18 protein-coding genes are annotated in these 19,310 nt (G+C 59.6%); 9 read left to right on the plus strand and 9 right to left on the minus strand.

Annotation, left to right across the window (positions count from 1 at the left end):
• Nucleotides 1-209: 209 nt before the first annotated feature.
• The 4 genes from BCF11_RS21760 to BCF11_RS21775 form a co-directional block, all read right to left on the minus strand.
• Nucleotides 210-1,991, minus strand: coding sequence for a GspE/PulE family protein (locus tag BCF11_RS21760; protein WP_369827810.1), 1,782 nt, complete (start codon nt 1,989-1,991; stop codon nt 210-212).
• 73 nt (nt 1,992-2,064) lie between these two features.
• Nucleotides 2,065-2,901 (minus strand): spermidine synthase, encoded by an 837-nt coding sequence (locus BCF11_RS21765; protein ID WP_098497637.1) that lies wholly within the window; start codon nt 2,899-2,901, stop codon nt 2,065-2,067.
• Nucleotides 2,902-3,044: 143 nt separating this feature from the next.
• A complete protein-coding gene (locus BCF11_RS21770; protein WP_143751406.1) occupies nt 3,045-3,353 on the minus strand; it encodes a hypothetical protein in 309 nt (102 codons plus the stop codon).
• 213 nt (nt 3,354-3,566) lie between these two features.
• Nucleotides 3,567-4,055, minus strand: a complete 489-nt coding sequence (locus BCF11_RS21775; protein ID WP_098496593.1) for a DNA-deoxyinosine glycosylase — start codon at nt 4,053-4,055, stop codon at nt 3,567-3,569.
• A gap of 189 nt (nt 4,056-4,244) precedes the next feature.
• Between BCF11_RS21775 and BCF11_RS21780 the strand changes: the two genes are divergently transcribed.
• Together BCF11_RS21780 and BCF11_RS21785 are read left to right on the plus strand one after the other, a co-directional pair.
• Nucleotides 4,245-4,994: an SDR family oxidoreductase gene (locus BCF11_RS21780; protein ID WP_098496594.1), complete on the plus strand. Its 750-nt coding sequence runs from the start codon at nt 4,245-4,247 to the stop codon at nt 4,992-4,994.
• A gap of 237 nt (nt 4,995-5,231) precedes the next feature.
• A complete protein-coding gene (locus tag BCF11_RS21785) occupies nt 5,232-5,687 on the plus strand; it encodes a glycine zipper 2TM domain-containing protein (protein WP_098496595.1) in 456 nt (151 codons plus the stop codon).
• Nucleotides 5,688-5,811: 124 nt separating this feature from the next.
• Here BCF11_RS21785 and BCF11_RS21790 read toward each other — a convergent pair whose 3' ends face one another.
• A complete protein-coding gene (locus BCF11_RS21790) occupies nt 5,812-6,393 on the minus strand; it encodes a helix-turn-helix domain-containing protein (protein WP_098496596.1) in 582 nt (193 codons plus the stop codon).
• A 144-nt stretch (nt 6,394-6,537) separates the two neighbouring features.
• Between BCF11_RS21790 and kbl the strand changes: the two genes are divergently transcribed.
• From kbl to BCF11_RS21810, 4 genes are all read left to right on the plus strand, one after another.
• Nucleotides 6,538-7,767, plus strand: coding sequence for a glycine C-acetyltransferase (kbl, locus tag BCF11_RS21795; RefSeq protein ID WP_098496597.1), 1,230 nt, complete (start codon nt 6,538-6,540; stop codon nt 7,765-7,767).
• A 23-nt stretch (nt 7,768-7,790) separates the two neighbouring features.
• On the plus strand, nt 7,791-8,756 hold the full coding sequence (locus BCF11_RS21800; protein WP_098496598.1) for an NAD-dependent epimerase/dehydratase family protein: 966 nt from the start codon (nt 7,791-7,793) through the stop codon (nt 8,754-8,756).
• Nucleotides 8,757-9,064: 308 nt separating this feature from the next.
• Nucleotides 9,065-9,283 carry a DNA-binding protein gene (locus tag BCF11_RS21805; protein WP_098496599.1) on the plus strand — a complete coding sequence of 73 codons (219 nt, stop codon included), beginning with the start codon at nt 9,065-9,067 and terminating at the stop codon, nt 9,281-9,283.
• Nucleotides 9,284-9,298: 15 nt separating this feature from the next.
• Nucleotides 9,299-9,709: a type II toxin-antitoxin system VapC family toxin gene (locus BCF11_RS21810; RefSeq protein WP_098496600.1), complete on the plus strand. Its 411-nt coding sequence runs from the start codon at nt 9,299-9,301 to the stop codon at nt 9,707-9,709.
• Between the two features lie 37 nt (nt 9,710-9,746).
• Here the strand turns inward: BCF11_RS21810 and BCF11_RS21815 are convergent, their stop codons facing one another.
• Together BCF11_RS21815 and BCF11_RS21820 are read right to left on the minus strand one after the other, a co-directional pair.
• Nucleotides 9,747-10,778, minus strand: coding sequence for a hypothetical protein (locus BCF11_RS21815; RefSeq protein ID WP_098496601.1), 1,032 nt, complete (start codon nt 10,776-10,778; stop codon nt 9,747-9,749).
• Nucleotides 10,775-11,374: a sigma-70 family RNA polymerase sigma factor gene (locus tag BCF11_RS21820; protein ID WP_098496602.1), complete on the minus strand. Its 600-nt coding sequence runs from the start codon at nt 11,372-11,374 to the stop codon at nt 10,775-10,777. The genes BCF11_RS21815 and BCF11_RS21820 overlap by 4 nt, the downstream gene beginning before the upstream one ends.
• Nucleotides 11,375-11,651: 277 nt before the next feature.
• On the opposite strand from BCF11_RS21820, the gene BCF11_RS21825 reads away from it, so the two are divergent.
• Nucleotides 11,652-14,540, plus strand: coding sequence for a VIT domain-containing protein (locus BCF11_RS21825; RefSeq protein ID WP_233212588.1), 2,889 nt, complete (start codon nt 11,652-11,654; stop codon nt 14,538-14,540).
• Nucleotides 14,541-14,643: 103 nt separating this feature from the next.
• On the opposite strand, the gene htpG is transcribed toward BCF11_RS21825, so the two are convergent.
• Together htpG and BCF11_RS21835 are read right to left on the minus strand one after the other, a co-directional pair.
• On the minus strand, nt 14,644-16,557 hold the full coding sequence (htpG, locus tag BCF11_RS21830) for a molecular chaperone HtpG (RefSeq protein WP_098496604.1): 1,914 nt from the start codon (nt 16,555-16,557) through the stop codon (nt 14,644-14,646).
• 192 nt (nt 16,558-16,749) lie between these two features.
• Nucleotides 16,750-18,225 carry a PLP-dependent aminotransferase family protein gene (locus tag BCF11_RS21835; protein ID WP_199110989.1) on the minus strand — a complete coding sequence of 492 codons (1,476 nt, stop codon included), beginning with the start codon at nt 18,223-18,225 and terminating at the stop codon, nt 16,750-16,752.
• Between the two features lie 137 nt (nt 18,226-18,362).
• Here BCF11_RS21835 and BCF11_RS21840 point away from each other — a divergent pair, with 137 nt between their 5' ends.
• Together BCF11_RS21840 and BCF11_RS21845 are read left to right on the plus strand one after the other, a co-directional pair.
• Nucleotides 18,363-18,683 (plus strand): DUF2917 domain-containing protein, encoded by a 321-nt coding sequence (locus BCF11_RS21840; protein ID WP_098496606.1) that lies wholly within the window; start codon nt 18,363-18,365, stop codon nt 18,681-18,683.
• On the plus strand, nt 18,683-19,276 hold the full coding sequence (locus BCF11_RS21845) for a LysE family translocator (protein WP_098497638.1): 594 nt from the start codon (nt 18,683-18,685) through the stop codon (nt 19,274-19,276). Before BCF11_RS21840 ends, BCF11_RS21845 begins: the two co-directional genes overlap by 1 nt.
• Nucleotides 19,277-19,310 lie beyond the last annotated feature (34 nt).

Here is a 19,310-nt window from a genome sequence, read left to right on the forward strand (position 1 = left end):
AAATAATTGTCTATTGGAAATCAAGTCCAGACCTGATGTAAAGCACTTTTTGCGCCAGGCCGAGGAAGTTTTTTCTCTGCCGCACTGCACCATACGAGGGCTTTCTCCGTGCAAAAGTGCAGGCGAACAAAAGGGCTACCGGCCATGGCGGCGGGTAGCCCTTTCATCGTTGCTGCGGATTGTTGTCGCAATACGCGGAAGCCGTGGTCTCAGGTCAGCGCGGAAGTGACTTTCAAGACTTCTTCGACGGTGGTGACGCCTTCCAGGACTTTCAGTGCACCAGCAAGTCGCAAAGGTTTCATGCCGTCGGCGATGCTTTGCTTTTTCAGTGCATGGATGTCGGTTTCGGCCTGGATCATTTTTGAGAAAGGCTGGGTGATGGTCAGCAGTTCGTACAGGCCGGTGCGTCCGCGGTAGCCGGTCTGGCGGCATTCGGGGCAGCCGACCGGATGGTATACCGCGGCCGGCTTGGGCAGGTTCCAGTTCTCCACCAGCGTCGCCCAGACTTCGTCGGCGACCTGGCCGTCGGCGCTCTTGCAATGCGTGCATAGCGTGCGCACCAGGCGCTGCGCCATGATGCCGATCAGCGTGGTTTCCAGCAGATAGTAAGGCACGCCCAGTTCCAGCAGACGCATGACGGCGGACGGCGCATCGTTGGTGTGCAGCGTGGAGAGCACCAGATGACCGGTGAGGGCTGCCTGGATCGCCATTTCCGCGGTTTCCAGGTCGCGGATTTCACCCACCATGATGATGTCCGGGTCCTGCCGCATCAAGGCCCGCACGCCGTCGGCGAAGGTCAGGTCGATGCCATGGTTCACCTGCATCTGGTTGAACGATGCTTCCACCATTTCGATCGGATCTTCGACCGAGCAGACATTCACTTCGGAAGTCGCCAGCGCCTTCAGCGTGGTATATAAAGTGGTGGTCTTGCCGGAGCCGGTCGGGCCGGTCACCAGGATGATGCCGTGCGCGCGCTTGGTCAGCACATCCCAGCGCAGTGCATCGTCGCTTGGAAAGCCGAGTTCGGGCAAGGTCTTGACCACCACGTCCGGATCGAAAATCCGCATCACCAGCTTTTCGCCGAAAGCGGTCGGCAAGGTTGACAGGCGCAGCTCGATTTCCTGGCCGCCGGCGGTGCGGGTCTTGATGCGGCCATCCTGCGGCCGGCGCTTTTCGATCACGTCCATCCGTCCCAGCAGCTTGATGCGCGCGGTCATGGCGATCATGACCACCGCCGGCACCTGGTACACCTGGTGCAGCACGCCGTCGATGCGGAAGCGGATCGCGCTGAAATCGCGCTTCGGTTCCATATGGATATCCGAGGCGCGCTGTTCAAACGCGTATTGCCACAACCAGTCGACGATGTTGACGATGTGCTGGTCGTTGGCGTCGACCTGCTTGTTGGTTTTGCCAAGCTCCACCAACTGCTCGAAATTATTCCTCAGCGCCAGGTCCTGGCCGCCCGATTTATGCGCGCTCTTGATCGATTTCGCCAGCGTGAAGAACTGTGTGATGTATTGCGTGATGTCGAGCGGATTGGCAATCACCAGGCGGATGTTACGGCGCGTGATCTTGGAGATTTCCGCTTGCCATTCGGTGCGGAACGGCTCGGCGGTGGCGATCACCAGGTCGGTCGCGCTCAGCTCGACCGGCAAGATGTTGAAGCGGGTGGCGTAGCTGGCCGACATGACGTCGGCGACCTTGGCGAAGTCGATCTTGAGCGGGTCGATCCGATAGAACGGCATGTGGACCTGGCGCGCCAGCCATTCGGTCAGCCATTCCAGCGTCAGGACCCGGTGCGGCGGCAACGCCGACTGCCGCTTGCATTGGGCGACGGCGCTAAGCGGATGGATCGCGATCGCGGCGTTGCGGAATATCCCCTGGGCCTGGGTGTAGAAAGCCTTTACTTCATTCTTGTCGACCGTGCCGTCATTCAGCAGCCAGGTAAAGATCTGTTGCAGGTCGAGTGTTTTGGGCGCTGCACTGTTCATTGCATTGTTCATCGCGATGGGCGGTTGGATTGGTAAGGCCGGCGCTGGCCGGCACGATGTTCAGCGTAGCCGTTCATTGCGGCGAATGCCAAGCCTTGAGGCCGTTGACCCAGGATTTGGCGGGCAGCTTGGTCGCTGCGGTAATTTCCGCAGCGCGTTCGTACCAGGCGCTGAAATCGGCTGGCGGCGCTTGTTTGAATGCGATGGCGATGACGTTGCCCTCGTGGACTTCCGGCAGGCACCAGACGTCGTCGAAGGCGAACCGCATGGCCTTCAGGTTCTTGGCATAGCTCGGATGGTCGCCGAACAGGTTGACGGTCATGATGCCGCCGTCCTTCAGGCAAGCCGCGCAGGCGCTGTAGAACTCGGGCGTGTCCAGCACCGGTCCGCGCGCTGTGGCGTCGTAGAGGTCGACCTGCAGGGCGTCGATGCTGTCGTGGTTCACCGGGTCGAGGACGAAATCCATGGCGTCCATCTCGACCACCGACAGCCGCTCATCTTCCGGCGGCAGCTTGAACATGGAAGCGCAGATCGCCAGCACCGAAGGATTCAGCTCGATCGCGGTAACCCGCGCCTCAGGAAACTGGCGGTAGCTGAACTTGGTCAGCGCCGCAGTGCCCAGACCCAGCTGGACAATGTGCTGCGGCGCCGGATTGAACAGCATCCACGCCATCATTTGCTGGGCGTACTCCAGCTCCGGCCAGTCCGGCTTGCGCAGCCGCATGGCGCCTTGCACCCATTCAGTGCCGAAGTGCAGATAGCGCACCCCGTCCTGCTCCGACAGGGTGACGGGGGCGAATTTCGGTTTGCGGACAGGTTTGGGAGTGTCTTTTTTTGCAACGGCGGCGCGCTTGCGCGGGCCTTCCATGCGGTTGGCGTCGGCTTCTATGGATTTGCGTTTGATCAGCATCAGGTGAATTAATTGGGCAAAAAGCAGGTAGAAAAGGATGTGCAGCAATGATACCGCGCCACAGCGGCAGATTTGGCCTAAATATTGTTGAACTCCGCTTGCTGCTCCCGCCCGCCAACTCCTGCTTCTCCTGATCGTTGCTGTTATTCGTAGGTGTAGCGGCAGCCTATGAACATTGATTTTTTGCGGCTATCGCGGCCGGGGCCGGAGCTTGGGCCGCGCTCCTGGTCGTAGACGAAATAGCCGTCACGGCCGCACAGTTCGGCGGCTTTCTTGTAGCAGGCGCGCCAGGATTGTTCGGCATCGCTGCATTCGACCAGGAAGGCGTCGCGGCCATCAGGGCCGGGTATGCTTTCGGCGGTGACGCAGGCGCCGAGCGCCAGCAGCACAGGCAGGCTCAGCGCGAGCAGGTAACGATGTGGCAAGCGCCGCGGCAGAGGGAGTGTCTTCATATGGCTTCTGCTCCGGCTTAAAGACTGAGGCCAAGAGAAACGCATGCCGACAGCGACGCCAGCAAAGCCAGTGCGACGGTATAGCGTAAAAAATTCTTCGGCAGTGACGACATGTTCATTCCTTGAGAGATGGGAGTCGCTCATTCTAGGGAGCCGGCGCCGCTCAAGGTTTGTCGATTTGTGGCGAAAGTGTGAGTATTTTGTAATCGGCTGTCAGCGCTCTTGCAGCACGATCCAGGCCGCCAGTTTTTCCGCGTAAGGCCGGGTATAGGCCGGGCTGCTGGAAGGCAGCAGGATGATGCGATAACGGCTGGCCAGTTCTCCCAATGCCTTCAATCCCAGTCTGGCGGCGGTGCCGCCGTTGAAAGCGATAGTGTGCAATTGCGGCAGCGTGGCGATCAGGCCGGTCAGGTCGTTATGCGCGTGATCGCGGATATTGCTGTCCAGGCTGCCGTCGCGGCGCGCTTCGGCGACCACGTCCCACAAGCCGATGCCATGCGCCAGCAGCACCGGCAGCCGCTCGGCATAGGGCAGCGCCGGCAAATCGATGCCGACGACTTCCGCCAGCAGTTTCCAGAAACGGTTTTGCGGATGGGCGTAATACTGGCTGTGGGCCAGCGACTGGACGCCAGGCAGGCTGCCGAGGATCAGCGTGTGGACTTGCTGATCGACGACCGGTGGGAAGCTGCGCTTGCGATTCATTTTTTCTTGCAAAATCCGCTCTGATATTTTCGTGATATTGATCTGAAATGTGCAACTTTGGCATTGCTCGTTAGTCAAATGCCCTTAATCGCAGCCTGATTATAATGTGCCTGGATTGGCGGTAATCGGCGGGCCGGGAGGGCAAGTGCGCTGCCCCTGCCTTGAAGCGTAAAAAATGAGGAAGCAAGCATGTCGAAACCAGTCATGATCGTTACCGGCGGCGGCCGCGGCATCGGCGCCGCCACCGCGTTATTGGCCGCTGCGCGCGGCTATGCTGTTTGCGTCAACTATGTCCACAGCCGCAGCGCTGCCGAGTCGGTGGTGGCGGCTATCCGCGGCAGCGGCGGCGAAGCGCTGGCGGTGGCCGGCGATGTCGCCGTCGAAGCCGATGTCATGGCCCTGTTCCAGACCGTCGACGGTCAGCTGGGCAAAGTGACGGCGCTGGTCAACAACGCCGGCATTCTGGAGCGCCAGATGCGCGTGGAAGAAATGGACGTGGCGCGTTTGCAGCGGGTGCTGAACACCAATGTCATCGGCAGTTTCCTGTGCGCGCGCGAAGCGGTGCGGCGTATGTCGACCCGCTTCGGCGGCCAGGGCGGCGCCATCGTCAATCTGTCGTCGATGGCGGCCAAGCTGGGCGGTCCGGGTGAATATGTCGATTACGCCGCCTCCAAGGGTGCGATCGACGCCATGACCATTGGCCTGGCGAAGGAAGTGGCCGACCAGGGCATCCGCGTCAACGCCGTCCGTCCCGGCGTCATTTACACTGAGATACATGCCAGCGGCGGCGAGCCGGGCCGGGTCGAGCGGGTCAAAGACAGCGTGCCGATGCGGCGCGGCGGCAGCGCCGACGAGGTGGCGCGCGCAGTGCTGTGGCTGTTATCGGAGGAAGCGTCGTATTGCACCGGGACCTTTATTGACGTCTCCGGCGGCCGCTGAGATCTGATCAATGGTTAAACAGGCAAGCAAGCTGGTCTTTTTAGCAAAAAAACGGCGGTTTTGAAAACATTGCTAGAATGCGCGTTACTGGCGAATAAGTGTGACAAGTATCGCGCATGTAAAAAGTTTCCGTGTTGCACTATAATTGATTTGGCAACCCCTCTGCTGGTGCGCTGACCGAGTTATCCGGGTGCGGCAATTTTAATGTATGAGCAATTTACGATGGAGTTATCAAGAATGAAGAATCTGATTATTGTCGCCGCCTTGGTGGCATTGGGCGGTTGCGCCGTGACCCCGAACTCTGCAAACGTGTATAGCAGCGGCCAGGCGCAGGGCGAGCAATCGGTGCGCATGGCGGTAGTGGATTCAGTGCGTCCGGTGACCATCGACAAAAATCGCGGCGGCAACGGCGCCGGTACCCTGGCTGGCGGCGCGCTCGGCGCGGTTGCGGCCGGCTCGACCATCGGCAAGGGCAATGGCTCGCTGGCCGCCGGCGTCGTCGGCGCCGTGCTGGGCGGCATCGTCGGCAACCAGGTGGAAAACAATCTGAACCAGCGTCCAGGCCTGGAAATTACCGTGCGCCTGAGCAACGGCGAATTGCGTGCGATTACCCAGGATGCCGACGAGCGCTTTAACGTCGGCGACCGCGTTCGCCTGCTGTCTTCCGGCGGCGTCACCCGCGTTACGCATTAATTGCCGAAGTGGCTGGTAGCCTGGCTGCCGCTGCAAAAGCCAAGGGGTGAAACAGCGATCGCGATCGCTGTTTCACCCCTTTTTTATCAGCCATTTTTTATTGAACGATTGAACGGCTGGGCGCTTATGGTCCGTTATGGATCACCACCAGCAAGGCGGTGGCGGTGCTTTTGCCGACATTCTTGATGTAATGAGGGCGGTCGGCGGCATATCTTGCCGTTTCGCCAACCTTGATTTTACTCAGGTTGCTGCCACTCTGGACTTCCAATGTACCGGACAGGACTGTCAGGTGTTCGCGCGAAGCCGGCTCATGCGCTTCTGAATCGAGGCAACCGCCCGGCTGCAGCGACAGTTCATACCACTCGAACTGGCCGGCCAGCTCGATCGGGCCGAGGATGCGCAACTCGCAATGGCCGTCCCGTGAACGCAGCGATGGCGTGGCGTGGCTGGCCACGGTTTCAATCGAGGCCGGTACTACCTGATTGCCATCCACCAGCAAAGAGATAGGCACACCCAGCGCATTGGCCAGCCGCCACACCACGGCGACCGTCGGATTGGCCTGGTTGCGCTCGATTTGCGACAGCATCGACTTCGATACGCCGGCGCGCTTGGACAGGGCGTCCAGCGACAGACCGTCGGCCTGGCGCAGCCTGACCAGTGTATCGCCGACTTTTGGCGGCGCGTCTTCCAGCATCTTATCTGCCATGCTTATTTACCATGTTATTCCCGCTGTTTTTTTTCGCTGAATTGCTGTGCATCCGGTTGACAGTCTGGTTATTGTGCATTATCGTGGAATTTGTGTTCGATATATCGAATTAAAACAATATATTATATAAGATCGAGGCTCGCAATGACCGTGACGCAAGAGAATACCCAAAACCATGGCGCTCCGCAGTTCTACAGCCACCTGCGCGACGAATTGAGCGCAATCGAAGCTGCCGGCCTGCTGAAGTCGGAGCGCCTGATCCTTGGCCCGCAGGGCGGCAAGATCAGCACCGAAAGCGGCGAACTGATCAATTTGTGCGCCAACAACTACCTGGGATTGTCTTCCCATCCGGCCTTGATCAAGGCCGCGCATGATGCCTTGGATTCGCACGGCTTCGGCCTGAGCTCGGTGCGCTTCATCTGCGGCACGCAGGATATCCACCGCCAACTGGAGCAGCGCCTGTCAGCCTTCCTCGGCACCGAGGATTGCATCCTGTATGCGGCTGCCTTCGATGCCAACGGCGGCTTGTTCGAACCTTTGCTGGGCGAGCAGGACGCGATCATCAGCGACGCCCTCAACCATGCTTCGATCATCGACGGCGTGCGCTTGTGCAAGGCGAAGCGCTATCGCTATGCGCATAACGACATGGAAGACCTGGAGCGCTGCCTGAAGCAGGCCAAGGCCGACAACGCCCGTTTTTCCATGGTGTTTACCGATGGCGTGTTTTCGATGGACGGCACGGTGGCGCAGCTGGATGTCATCCGTCAGTTGTGCGACAAGTACGGCGCGCTGCTGGGCGTCGACGATTGCCACGCCACCGGCTTCATGGGCGCAAAAGGACGCGGCACGCATGAAGCGCGCGGCATCTTCGGCAAGGTCGACGTCATTACCGGCACGCTGGGCAAAGCCCTGGGCGGCGCCAGCGGCGGCTTTACAGCCGGGCGGCGCGAGGTGATCGACCTGTTGCGGCAACGCTCGCGGCCTTACCTGTTCTCGAATACCTTGATGCCGGCGATTGTCGGCGCCTCGATCGCCGCGCTCGATCTGCTGGAAGCATCGACTGAACTGCGCGACCGCCTGGAGCGCAACACTGTCTACTTCCGCAAGGCGATCACTGACGCCGGCTTTGAAATCAAGCCGGGCACCCATCCGATCGTGCCACTGATGGTGTACGACGCCGTGGTCGCGCAAAAATTGTCGCGCCGCCTGTATGAGCTGGGCGTATATGCGGTCGGCTTCTTCTATCCGGTGGTGCCGCAAGGCCAGGCGCGGATCCGGGTGCAGATGTCGGCCGTCCACGATGAAGCAACCTTGCAGCGCGCAGTGGCCATTTTCCGGCAAGCCGGCGACGAGCTCGGCCTGGTGAAGAACTAAAGAAGAACGGTAAAGAGACTAAGATGAAAAAAGTATTGGTAATCGGCGCAAACGGGCAGATCGGCACCGAACTAGCGACGGCGCTCGTCAAATTGCATGGCGCCAAGCAGGTTGTCACGAGCGATATCCAGCCCGCCGGCAAGCATCCGGAGCTGGCGTATGAAACACTGGACGTCACGGATGCGAAGCGTCTGGCCGAGGTGGTCAGCCGGCACGACATCGGTGAAATCTACCACCTGGCGGCAGCGCTCTCGGCAAAAGGCGAAGAGCACCCCGAGTGGGCCTGGAATCTCAACATGACGGGCTTGCTGAACGTGCTGGAAGTGGCGCGCCAAGCCAAGCTGTCCAAGGTGTTCTGGCCTAGCTCGATTGCAGCATTTGGCCCTTCGACCCCGCGCGACAATGCGCCGCAGATCGGTCCCATGGATCCGAAGACTGTCTACGGCATCTCGAAGCTGGCGGGCGAGCATTGGTGCACCTGGTATGCCGAGAAGTACGGCATGGATATCCGCAGCCTGCGCTATCCGGGTCTGATCAGCTACTCGGCGGAACCCGGCGGTGGCACTACCGATTACGCCATCCAGGCGTTGTTCGCGGCGGCTGATGGCGGCGCTTTCACCAGTTTCCTGGGTGAAGAAAGCACATTGCCGATGATGTACATGCCTGACGCAGTGCGCGCCACCATCGAGCTGATGAGTGCACCGAAAGAAAATCTCAAGACGGCCGGTTCATACAATCTGGCGGCATGGAGCTTTTCGCCGCGTGAGCTGGTGGCCATTATCCAGCAGCGCTGCCCATCTTTCCAGGCCGCTTACAAGCCGGATTTCCGCCAGGCGATCGCTGATGCGTGGCCGCGCTCGATCGACGATTCCAGTGCGCGTGAAGACTGGGCATGGCGTCCTGCGTATAGCCTGAGCGAGATGGTTGACGACATGTTGAAGCACCTGGTCGGGCGCAAATCGGTGAGCCAGGAAAAGCAGGTTGCCTGAGGTTTTGATTAAGGTGGCTTTCGTTTCAATTGTTTAGATCAGGCATTTTCCGGAAAACGCTGGAGTGAAGCGTCTTCGGGCATGAGCGGTCGGTAAGACAGGCCAAGTCAGTTGAAAAGGCTGGGAGACAATTTGTCTCCCAGCCTTTTTTTATAAGAATTCAACCAGTTTTTCCCTAGCGCATGGATGTGCTGTCCGGTAAAGATGTATTATTTTCAAAAAATTAACTATTGGCCGGGCAGGATGCTTGCATTGATTGCAGAATTTCGCTAGAGTGATAGCATTGCAATCAATCCTGGAGAGCTGCAATGGCTACAAACCTGGTGGTGAGAAACGTGGAAGAAGAACTTACTCTGGCGCTCAAGCAACAGGCGGCGTCGCATGGACGTAGCGCCGAAGCCGAGCACCGGGAAATCTTGCGGGCGGCGCTGCAGCGTCCGAAGCGGCGTTCGCTGCTGGACTTTTTATTGAGCATGCCGAATGTCGGGGAAGACAAGGACTTCGATGCACGCAACATTCAAGAGTAAATTCAGGAGTAAAGCGTGTATCTGTTGGATACCAATGTAATCAGCGAGTCCCGCAAAGGGGAAAAGGCCAACCGTGGAACGCAGGAGTTCTGGCGATCGGTCGATCCCGATGCGATTTATCTGCCGGTCCAATGCTTGGGCGAGATACGCCGCGGCGTTGAAAGCGTCAAGCGCCGCGGCGATTCAGCGCAGGCTAAAGTACTGGAGGCATGGCTGCAGACGCTGACGACGGAATATGCGGATCGCATCCTGTCTTTTGACAGCGACTGTGCCCAGGTGTGGGGGGCGCTGATGTCGGCTGGCAATCAACATCCCATCGACAAGCAAATTGCCGCAATCGCCTTGATCCACGATATGACAGTCGTTACGCGCAACACCAGCGATTTCATTGATACAGGCGTAGGTCTGATAAATCCATTTTCCTGAAGGTCGGCGAGCTCGGCATACATGCTCAGCTTCGTCCCTATTTCTGCAATAACCTGATTTGCGTGCGCAATTTTTCCGGTACCGGATAGTCCGGATAGGCGCGCTTGAATTTCTCCCATTCTTCCAATGCATCCTGGCGCAGGCCGGCCTTCAGCATTTCATCGATCGCTGACAGCCAGGCTTCAGCTCTTGCCGGTGATTCTGATTTCCCTGACGATGCGACGACGGGCGCCAATTCCGATTGCGTTGGTAATGTCGTTGCAACGGCGCCGGAAGCAAGCGCCGGAGCTGGGGCGGGCGAGTACACCGGTGCGGGGGCGGCAACTGCCGGTGCCGGGGGAGGCGAATAGTTTGACTCGGGTGCCGGAACTACCGGTGCAGGAACCGCGGCAACCGGGGCGGCCGGCATGATGATTGCCCGTACTCTCGACGCGGAGTTTTCCGGGCTTGCCGGCTGCGATGGTGAACCTGCATAGTTTTGTCTTGTTGGAGCGGGAGGTGGCGCAGGTGTAGGTGCCGGAGCATATGCAGATGTAGCTTGCATATCCTGAATATTGACCGGCACCGACGATTTCGCTTCAGCTGTCGTTGTTGTTGGAGACGGCGCCTTGTGACTGGCGGCTTTTGGCCGCGGCAATTCCGGCTTTGCCTGCGGTTCCATTTCAACTGCTGCTGGTGGTGGCGCCGCAATTGGCGCAGCAGGCTGCGCTGCCGGTTCAGCCTGGGGTGCTGCATCGTACGCTTGCACTGCCGGCTCCGCCTGCCAGCGCAGCGTCACCAGAACCGCCAGCACCGTGCAGGCGGCCATTGCCAGCTGGGTGGACCAGCGTATCAAGAAATGTGGCTTGCCGGGCTTTGCGGCTTTACCCGATAACGCGTCGTTGGCGGCCTGCTGCACAGGCGCCTCGGCTTTGGCCAAGGCGTCGGCCTGCGCCAGGATGGCGGCGTCCAGCGCAGCCGAAGGAGATGGCTGGGGCAGTCCCTGCAATTGGCGCGCCAGTTCGCCTTCGCCTTGCAGGAAGGCCTCAAATTCAGCGTCGTCCAGACGATTGCTGTCTTCGGAAGTCATGCCGCCTCCTCGCTGGAATCCAGGTCTTGTGTCAGGTGCTGCCGCAGCTTGCGCATGGCGTAGCGCAGCCGGCTCTTGATGGTTTCTTCCGGCACAGCGACGATCAGGGCGATCTCTGCAAGACTCATTCCGTTAAATTGCTGCAAAATCAAAGCCTCTTTTTGTTCCCCGGGCAGCAGCCGTATCGCCGCGTGCAGCCTGGCGATGCGTTGGCGGTTTTCCAGCGCGGCTTCGGGCGACAGCGTTTCCTGCGCTGTTTCGGCCAGGTAGTCGAACTTCGCTTGCCCTTCATCTCCCTGGCCGATCTCGCTGGCCAGCAAAGTCTGCTGCTGGCGCAGCAGATCAATCAGACGATTGCGCGCAATCTGGAACAGATAAGTCCGGAACAGCGATTCCGGCTGATAGCGGGCGCGTGCATGATGCAGGCCGGCCCAGCTGTCTTGCGCGATCTCATCGACCCAGTCGCGGCGCGGCGAGCGCCAGGCGATGAACCTGTATAAGCCTTGGCTATGGCGCCGGTACAGCTCCCTGAACGCGCCAAGATCGCCGTCACGGTAATTGAGCATCAGCGATTCATCGGAGGGTTCAGCGGGCATGGCGGATTGGTGGTTGCTTCTTTGCCCGGCAGGGCGGTAGCGGCGATTGTGACGCCTGCCGTGCAAGAAAGCAATAAGCCGATGAATGCTTGCCTGTCAGCCAATTCGTACTGGATCAGAAATTTTTTTTGCAAATTTAACCCCGTATCCGAAGCCGCTCCGTTTCATATCACAAGCCAGCGTATCGGCATAAACGGAGAATAATATGTTACGAGGCTTGTTTGGCGCACTTTGCGCGCTGCTCCTGTTGCTTCCCGCCGCAGAAGCAAGGACGGTGATGCCGCCGAGATTGATTATCGCTAATGGCGCCGAAGAGCCGATCGTGCTGCAAAGCCTGCACGTCAGCGGCGAGATCAGCGGCGGCATGGCGCAGACTACGGTGCAGATGGTGTTCTTCAATCCCAACCGGCGCTTGCTTGAGGGACAGTTGCAATTTCCTTTGCTGGACGACCAGCAGATCATCGCATTCTCGCTGGATATAGAAGGGCGGCAGCGGCCCGCCGTGCCGGTAGAAAAAGCCAAGGGACGCCAGATATTCGAAGCAATCGAACGGCGCCAGGTCGATCCCGGCTTGCTGGAAGCCACCCAGGGCAACAATTTCAAGCTGAGGATCTACCCGATTCCGGCCAACGGCACGCGCACCGTGGAAATCAAATATGTGGAGCCGCTGGCGCGCCAGGGCCGGAACTGGCTGTACCGTTTGCCGCTGGCTTACGGTGACCGCATGCGCGACTTCGATCTGGCGCTGAACGTGCATGGCGCCGCTGCCACGCCGCAGCTCAGCGGCACGCTGGGCGCCATCGGCCTGGTACGGACTGGCGAACAGTACCAGATGCATGTAAATAAAAGCGGATTTGCCGCGGCCGGCATGCTCAGTCTGCTGATACCTGCCAATGAGAAGTCGCAGACTTACACCCAGGTGCGCGATGACGGCACCTGGTTTGTCACTGAAATTCCGGTGGCTGAGGCACGTACCGCGCGTAGCCTGCCTAAGGTGATCGGTTTGCTGTGGGACAGTTCGGGTTCGGGAGCCGGACGCGACCATGACGCTGAATTTGCCGTTCTCGATCGCTATTTCAAGGCGGCCGGCAACGCAGAAGTACGTTTGACCCGCTTGCGCGACAGGCCGGAGCAGGGCCAGTCATTCCACGTTGCTAACGGCAACTGGAACGCCTTGCGCCAGGCCTTGCAAAACACTGCCTATGACGGCGCCAGCGCGCTGGGCGACTGGCAGCCGGAGGCCGGCGTCGGTGAATACCTGCTGGTGAGCGATGGCCTGAGCAATTACGGCAATGCAGCTTTCCCCAAGCTTGCGGCAGCCCAGCGCCTGTATGCCTTGAACTCGGCATTGGCGGCGGATGCCAGCCTGCTGTCCGCCTGGGCGGAAAACACCGGCGGCCGTTTGATACAGATTTCAGCGCAATCGGTGGCGGCAGCGGCGCAAGCCTTGCTGACCGAAGCGACCCATGTAGAAACATTGACCGCGGCGGGCGCCAGCGATCTGCAGATCGAATCGCGTGATGCCAAAAACGGCATCCTCCGCATTGCCGGGCGCTTGCGCGACCCCGATGCCCAGCTCACGCTCACCACGCGGCAAAACGGCCGGCTGGCAACGACGACGATTCCGGTTGCGGCAGCGGCACCCGCGCATCCGCTGGCAGCCTATCTGTGGGCCGGATATCGCTTGCATGAACTGGAAGCGAACCGCGACCTGCATCGCGCCGAGATCCGCCGCATCGGACAGCAATTCGGCCTGGCGACCCGCGAGACCTCGCTGATCGTGCTTGAACGCCTTGACGATTACGTACGCTATGACGTCGCCCCGCCGCAGGAATATCAGGCAGCATTCAACCAGCTGAAGAAACTGCGTGACGGCGATCTCAGGCAGACGCGTAGCCGGCATATGGAAAATGTGCTGCAGCAGTTTCAGGGCAAGATTGCCTGGTGGGAGAAGGATTTCTCTAAAGGCGACGTGCCGAAGCCTAAAAAAGCCATGCCTGATGTCCTCGGCAGCGCCGGCCGGGTACGTGCGATCATTGCGCCGCCGGCCATGCCTACCCAGGAATTGGCGGCGCCTGCTCCTGTTTCGGTAGCGGCAGCTCCGGCAGCGCCGGTAATAGCGCCTCCCGCCGCAGCGGAACCACCGCCGACGCCGTCTCCGGCCTCGGTTGCCAGCCGCCAGCGCTTCTCTGAGGGAAGTGCAAATTACTCGGCAAAATCCGCGGTAACAAGCGATGCCGCGCCCGCAACGCCGGAGATCAGCGTAGCGCTGCAGAAATGGAGCGCCAATGCGCCCTATATCGACCGTCTCAAGGCGGCGACGGCGGACAAGGTGTATGCCATCTATCTTGACGAAAAGCCGGGTTACGCAAACAGCAGCGCCTTCTTCCTCGATGCCGCCGATATCCTGCTGGAGAAAGGGCAGCGCGACCTGGCTCTGCGTGTATTGTCCAACCTGGCGGAGATGGATCTGGAAAACCGCGCCGTGTTGCGCATATTGGGCTACCGCCTGCTGCAGGCCGGAGCGCCGGTGCTGGCCATCCCGGTCTTTGAAAAGGTAAAACAGCTGGCCGAGGAAGAGCCGCAATCGTTCCGCGATCTCGGCCTGGCTTATGCCGCCAACAAGCAGTACCAGCAAGCTATCGAACAGTTGTACGAAGTAGTGTTGCGGCCATGGGATGTACGCTTTCCGGAAATCGAAACCATCGTCCTGGCTGAACTGAACCAGATCGTGGCGACCGCCGGCGTTCCGCTCGACACCAGCCGGATCGATCCACGTTTTCTGAAAAACATGCCGCTCGATTTGCGCATTGTGATGACCTGGGATGCGGATAATTCCGATATGGATCTGTGGGTGACCGATCCAAATGGCGAGAAATGCTTCTACGGTTATCCGCTGACGCATCAGGGCGGCCGCATGTCGCGCGATTTCACGCAGGGATACGGCCCGGAGGAATTTTCGCTGCGCAAGGCGAAGCCGGGTAAGTACAAGATCGAAGCCAATTACTATGGCAACAGCCAGCAGCTGATTGCCGGCGACACGACCTTGCAGGTCAAGCTGACGACCGCTTTCGGCACCTCCCAGCAGAAGGAGCAGATGGTGACGCTGCGCCTGAAGGACCGGCAGGATACGGTCTTCGTCGGCGAATTCGAAGTGGCGCCGTAAGGCAGGTCGCCGGCCGCAAAGAAAAGGGCTGCAAGACAATCTGTCTTGCAGCCCTTTATTCATTGCCCGGTGGCGCGGGCGGCAAACCGGTCTAGTCCTGGTATTACTTGCCGGTCATGCCCAGCAGCATTTCATTCAAGCGCTTGACGAAGCCGGCCGGATCCGTCAGGGCGCCGCCTTCCGCCAGCAGGGCCTGGTCGAACAGGATGTGCGACCAGTCGCCGAACTTGGCTTCTTCGTACTTCAGGCGCTGCACCAGTGGGTGGTCCGGATTGATTTCAAGGATAGGCTTGGAATCCGGCGCTTCCTGGCCGGCAGCCTTGAGCATGCGCAACAGGTTGCCCGACAGTTCGTTTTCATCGGCCACCAGGCAGGCTGGCGAATCGGTCAGGCGGAAGGTGACGCGCACATCCTTGGCTTTGTCGGCCAGGGCAGTTTTCATCTTTTCGACCAGATCCTTGAACTGGGTTTCGGTTTCTTCGTGCTGCTTCTTCTCGGCTTCGTCTTCCAGGGTGCCGAGATCGAGGCCGCCCTTGGCTACCGACGCCAGTTCCTTGCCTTCGAAATCCTGCAGGAAGGACAGCATCCATTCGTCGACGCGGTCGGTCAGCAGCAGGACTTCCACGCCTTTCTTGCGGAAGATTTCCAGGTGCGGGCTGTTCTTGGCGGCGGCAAAGGTTTCACCGGTGGCGTAATAGATCTTGTCCTGGCCTTCTTTCATGCGGCCAATGTAGTCGGCGAAAGACACGGTCTGGACATCGCCGTCATTGCTGGTGGAAGCAAAGCGCAGCAGCTTGGCGATGCGGTCCTTGTTGGTCGCATCTTCGCCTATGCCTTCCTTCAAGACCTGGCCGAATTCCTTCCAGAAGCTGGCGTACTTGTCTTTTTGCGCCTGGTCGTCGCTGTTGGCCAGTTCTTCCAGCAAGCCCAGCACGCGCTTGGTGGAGCCTTCACGGATCACGCGTACGTCGCGCGATTCCTGCAGGATTTCACGCGAGACGTTGAGCGGCAAGTCGCTGGAATCGATCACGCCCTTGACGAAGCGCAGGTAGACCGGCATCAGCTGCTCGGCATCGTCCATGATGAAGACGCGCTTGACGTACAGCTTGATGCCGCCGCGCTTGTTGCGGTCCCACAGGTCGAACGGGGCGCGGCTCGGCACGTACAGCAGCTGGGTGTATTCGCTGCGGCCTTCGACCCGGTTGTGGGTGTAGGTCAGCGGCGCTTCAAAATCGTGCGAGACATGCTTGTAGAACTCGACGTACTGTTCTTCCGTGATATCGGACTTGCTGCGGGCCCACAGTGCACTGGCCTGGTTGACGGTTTCGAACTCGTCCTTCACCACGGTTTCTTTCTTTTCTTCGTCCCATTCTTCTTTCTGCATCACGATCGGCAGCGAGATATGGTCGGAGTACTTGCGGATGATGGATTTCAGCTTCCAGGCCGACAGGTACTCGTCTTCGCCTTCGCGCAGATGCAAGGTGATGTCGGTGCCGCGTGAGGCCTTGTCGATCGCTTCGATGCTGAAATCGCCGGCGCCGGTGGATTCCCAGCGCACGCCTTCGGTGGCGCTGGCGCCTGCACGGCGGGTATCAACCGTGATCTTGTCGGCGATGATGAAAGCAGAGTAGAAGCCGACGCCGAACTGGCCGATCAGCGCTGCATCCTTTTGCTGGTCGCCGGACAGTTTCGAGAAGAATTCCTTGGTGCCGGACTTGGCGATGGTGCCGAGGTGCGAGATAGCTTCATCGCGGCTCATGCCGATGCCGTTGTCTGAAATCGTGATGGTGCGCGCAGCCTTGTCGAATGCGACCTTGATCTTCAGCTCTGGATCGTTCTCGAACAAGGCGCCGTTGTTGATCGCTTCAAAGCGCAGCTTGTCGGCGGCATCGGATGCATTGGAAACCAGCTCGCGCAGGAAAATTTCCTTGTTGGAGTACAACGAGTGGATCATCAATTGCAGCAGCTGCTTTACTTCTGCCTGAAAACCAAGGGTTTGCTTTTCGGATACGGCCATTGTTTCCTCTATATAAACGTAGAAAAAGTGATGTGAAAATGATACGAGCGCGATAAAAACGGCAAAGCGGCCAGCATAGCGCCGCTTTAGTCCTCTGTATTGGTCAAAAAATGGGGAGCAATCCGGATTTTACAAGAGCGGATTGCGTGGGAGCTACTTGACTTGCTTATTTGTCACACTTATTTGTCACACTCATTTGCCACATTCCTGTTCCAGGAAGCGCCAGATGGCCGGGTCCGACATTGCCGCCACGTTGATCCGCATGCGCGAGGAGGGTAGCTGGCTGGGCGAGAACAGGGCGCCGGGCGCCAGCAGGAAGCCCTCGGCCAAGGCCTTTTCCGCCATTACATTGGTGTCGTGACCAGTGTCGGCCCAGACAAAGATGCCGGCGGGGGTACTGATGTCGACCGTCATGCCTATCCTTTCCATCTGCCGTATGGTGCGGTCGCGCACGCTGTCGAGCTTGTTGCGCAGGCGGTCGAGATGCTTGCGATAGTGGCCTTCGGACAGGATTTTATAGACCACCCGTTCGCCCACTTCGGCGCTGGTCAGGTTGGTCAGCATCTTGCGGTCGGCAAAATGCTGGGCCAGTTCGGCCGAGGTGGCGATGAAGCCAGAGCGCAGGTTGGGCGACAGCGTCTTCGAAAATCCGCCCATGTAGATCACGCGGTTGAGCTGGTCGAGCGATGCAATGCGGGTCGCGGGCTGGATCGCCGAGCCCGGATGCATGTCGCAATAAATATCGTCTTCGACAATCATGAAGTCGTGTTCTTCGGCCAGCTTGAGGATCTGGAACGCCTTGGCTGCCGACAGCGAGGTCGAGGTCGGATTGTGCAGCACCGACACCAGCACATACAGCTTGGGCTTGTGCAGCGCCACCAGTTCTGCCAGCTTGGCCATGTCGGGGCCGTCGGCCAGACGCGGCACGCCGACCACCTTGGCGCCCAGCGCCGCAAAGGAAGCGAACATCAGGAACCAGGAAGGGTCGTCCACCAGGATGACGTCGCCGGGCTGGGTAAAGTGGCGCGCCACCAAGTCCAGCGCCTGGGTGACGCCGGTGGTGGTGACGAACTGTTCCGGCGTGGCGGCGATTTCCAGCTCAGCCATTTTCAGCTGCAGTTGCTGGCGCAGCGGCAAGAAGCCTTGCGGAATCCCATAGGAAAGCAATTGCGCCGGATTCTGCCGGCTGATGCTGCGCAGGGCGTTGGCGATCAGGTCGGCATCCAGCCATTCGCTGGGAAACATGCCGGAGCCGGGCATTTTCTTGTTCGGCGCCTGCTGATGCATATTGCGCACCAACCAGACCACGTCGATCAGTTGCGGCTGCTTGTCGCTAGCGGCATTACTGCCGCGCTCGGCCAGCAGCGGCGAGCGTTCGCGCACGTAAAAGCCGGAGCCGCGGCGCGATTCCAGGCAGCCCTTGGCCACCAGCCGGTCGTAGGCTTCCACCACCGTGAAGCGCGACACGCTGTGGCTGTCGGCGAACTGGCGGATCGACGGCATGCGGGCGCCGCTGCGCAGCAGGCGGTCGCTGATGCGGGTTTCGATGCTGCGCACAATCTGCTCGACCAGCGAGGTATCGCTGTCGCGCGACAGCAGTTGCGGGGCAGATGGTAGCTGGGGCAGCTGGCTGTTGCTCAGCTTGCGGGGCGGGACTGTGTTGGTCACTGTGATGGTTACTGTATTGGTAATTCAGCCGGGACAATGTCAGAAACTACTTGTTTAACTGTATTGGTACTGTATTGGTTTATTGGCTTAGCATAGACCTAAATCCTTAATGCTGCAAATCCGGAAGAGAGTGCGCCATGCAAACACTATTCAAACAACAGTCTCATACCTTGTCGGGCGGCAGCGTGCTGTCCGGCGTGACCGAACAGCACGTGATCCTGAAGGTGGTCAGCGGCCGCGTCTGGGTGACTTTCGAAGGGCAGCCGGAAGATCATTGGCTGCACGCCGGCCGTTCGCTGACCTTGCTGCCGGGGCGGATGGTGGTGGTCGAGGCGGATCCAGGCAACAGCCGCATCAGCCTGAGCGGCTTGCCGCAACGCGGTACGCCAAGCATCCTGCGAGCGCTGCTGGCACGCTTGCGCGGCCCTGGCTTCCATCCAGCCACCAGCGTGTCATGATGCTGGCCTCCTTGCTGCCGCTCGCTGTCTTTGCTTTCGTGTCGTCGATCACGCCGGGGCCGAACAACATCATGCTGACCTCGTCCGGCATCATGTTCGGCTTCAACCGCACGATTCCGCACATGCTGGGCGTTACCTTCGGTTTTGGCGTGATGCTGGTGCTGTGCGCGGCCGGTATCGGCAGCCTGGTGCTGGCTTTGCCGTCTATCCACGTGATTCTCAAAACCCTCGGCTCGGCTTATCTGCTGTACCTGGCTTGGAAACTGCGCAAGATGTCCTTCAAGTCCGAGCTGGAGAGCGGACATAAGCCGATGACTTTCCTTGGCGCGGCGGCTTTTCAGGCTGCCAATCCCAAGGCCTGGATCATGGCCATCACCAGCGCCTCGGCGTTCCTGCCGCCGCTGCAGCCGATCTGGCTGTCGATTGGCCTGTATTGCCTGATTTTCTCGGTGATCAACCTGCCATGCGTCAGCGTCTGGGCCGCTGCCGGTTCGGGGTTGCGGCGGTATCTGGCGCAACCGCTGTGGCAGCGCGTGTTTTGCGCGGTAATGGTGCTGCTGACCATCTATTCAGCGGTCTCGATCTGGCTGTGAGGGCGGGACTACTCCGATTCAATTCAATCAATAA

The organism is Collimonas sp. PA-H2 (assembly GCF_002564105.1).
In the GTDB taxonomy this organism is placed as follows: Bacteria; Pseudomonadota; Gammaproteobacteria; order Burkholderiales; family Burkholderiaceae_D; genus Collimonas.

Excerpts from the sequence above, each read along its gene's own strand:
- BCF11_RS21760 (WP_369827810.1), bottom strand. The coding sequence starts at position 1,991 with ATGAACAGTGCAGCGCCCAAAACACTCGACCTGCAACAGATCTTTACC.
- BCF11_RS21765 (WP_098497637.1), bottom strand. The coding sequence starts at position 2,901 with ATGCTGATCAAACGCAAATCCATAGAAGCCGACGCCAACCGCATGGAA.
- BCF11_RS21770 (WP_143751406.1), bottom strand. The coding sequence starts at position 3,353 with ATGAAGACACTCCCTCTGCCGCGGCGCTTGCCACATCGTTACCTGCTC.
- BCF11_RS21775 (WP_098496593.1), bottom strand. The coding sequence starts at position 4,055 with ATGAATCGCAAGCGCAGCTTCCCACCGGTCGTCGATCAGCAAGTCCAC.
- BCF11_RS21780 (WP_098496594.1), top strand. The coding sequence starts at position 4,245 with ATGTCGAAACCAGTCATGATCGTTACCGGCGGCGGCCGCGGCATCGGC.
- BCF11_RS21785 (WP_098496595.1), top strand. The coding sequence starts at position 5,232 with ATGAAGAATCTGATTATTGTCGCCGCCTTGGTGGCATTGGGCGGTTGC.
- BCF11_RS21790 (WP_098496596.1), bottom strand. The coding sequence starts at position 6,393 with ATGGCAGATAAGATGCTGGAAGACGCGCCGCCAAAAGTCGGCGATACA.
- kbl (WP_098496597.1), top strand. The coding sequence starts at position 6,538 with ATGACCGTGACGCAAGAGAATACCCAAAACCATGGCGCTCCGCAGTTC.
- BCF11_RS21800 (WP_098496598.1), top strand. The coding sequence starts at position 7,791 with ATGAAAAAAGTATTGGTAATCGGCGCAAACGGGCAGATCGGCACCGAA.
- BCF11_RS21805 (WP_098496599.1), top strand. The coding sequence starts at position 9,065 with ATGGCTACAAACCTGGTGGTGAGAAACGTGGAAGAAGAACTTACTCTG.
- BCF11_RS21815 (WP_098496601.1), bottom strand. The coding sequence starts at position 10,778 with ATGACTTCCGAAGACAGCAATCGTCTGGACGACGCTGAATTTGAGGCC.
- BCF11_RS21820 (WP_098496602.1), bottom strand. The coding sequence starts at position 11,374 with ATGCCCGCTGAACCCTCCGATGAATCGCTGATGCTCAATTACCGTGAC.
- BCF11_RS21825 (WP_233212588.1), top strand. The coding sequence starts at position 11,652 with ATGCCGCCGAGATTGATTATCGCTAATGGCGCCGAAGAGCCGATCGTG.
- htpG (WP_098496604.1), bottom strand. The coding sequence starts at position 16,557 with ATGGCCGTATCCGAAAAGCAAACCCTTGGTTTTCAGGCAGAAGTAAAG.
- BCF11_RS21840 (WP_098496606.1), top strand. The coding sequence starts at position 18,363 with ATGCAAACACTATTCAAACAACAGTCTCATACCTTGTCGGGCGGCAGC.
- BCF11_RS21845 (WP_098497638.1), top strand. The coding sequence starts at position 18,683 with ATGCTGGCCTCCTTGCTGCCGCTCGCTGTCTTTGCTTTCGTGTCGTCG.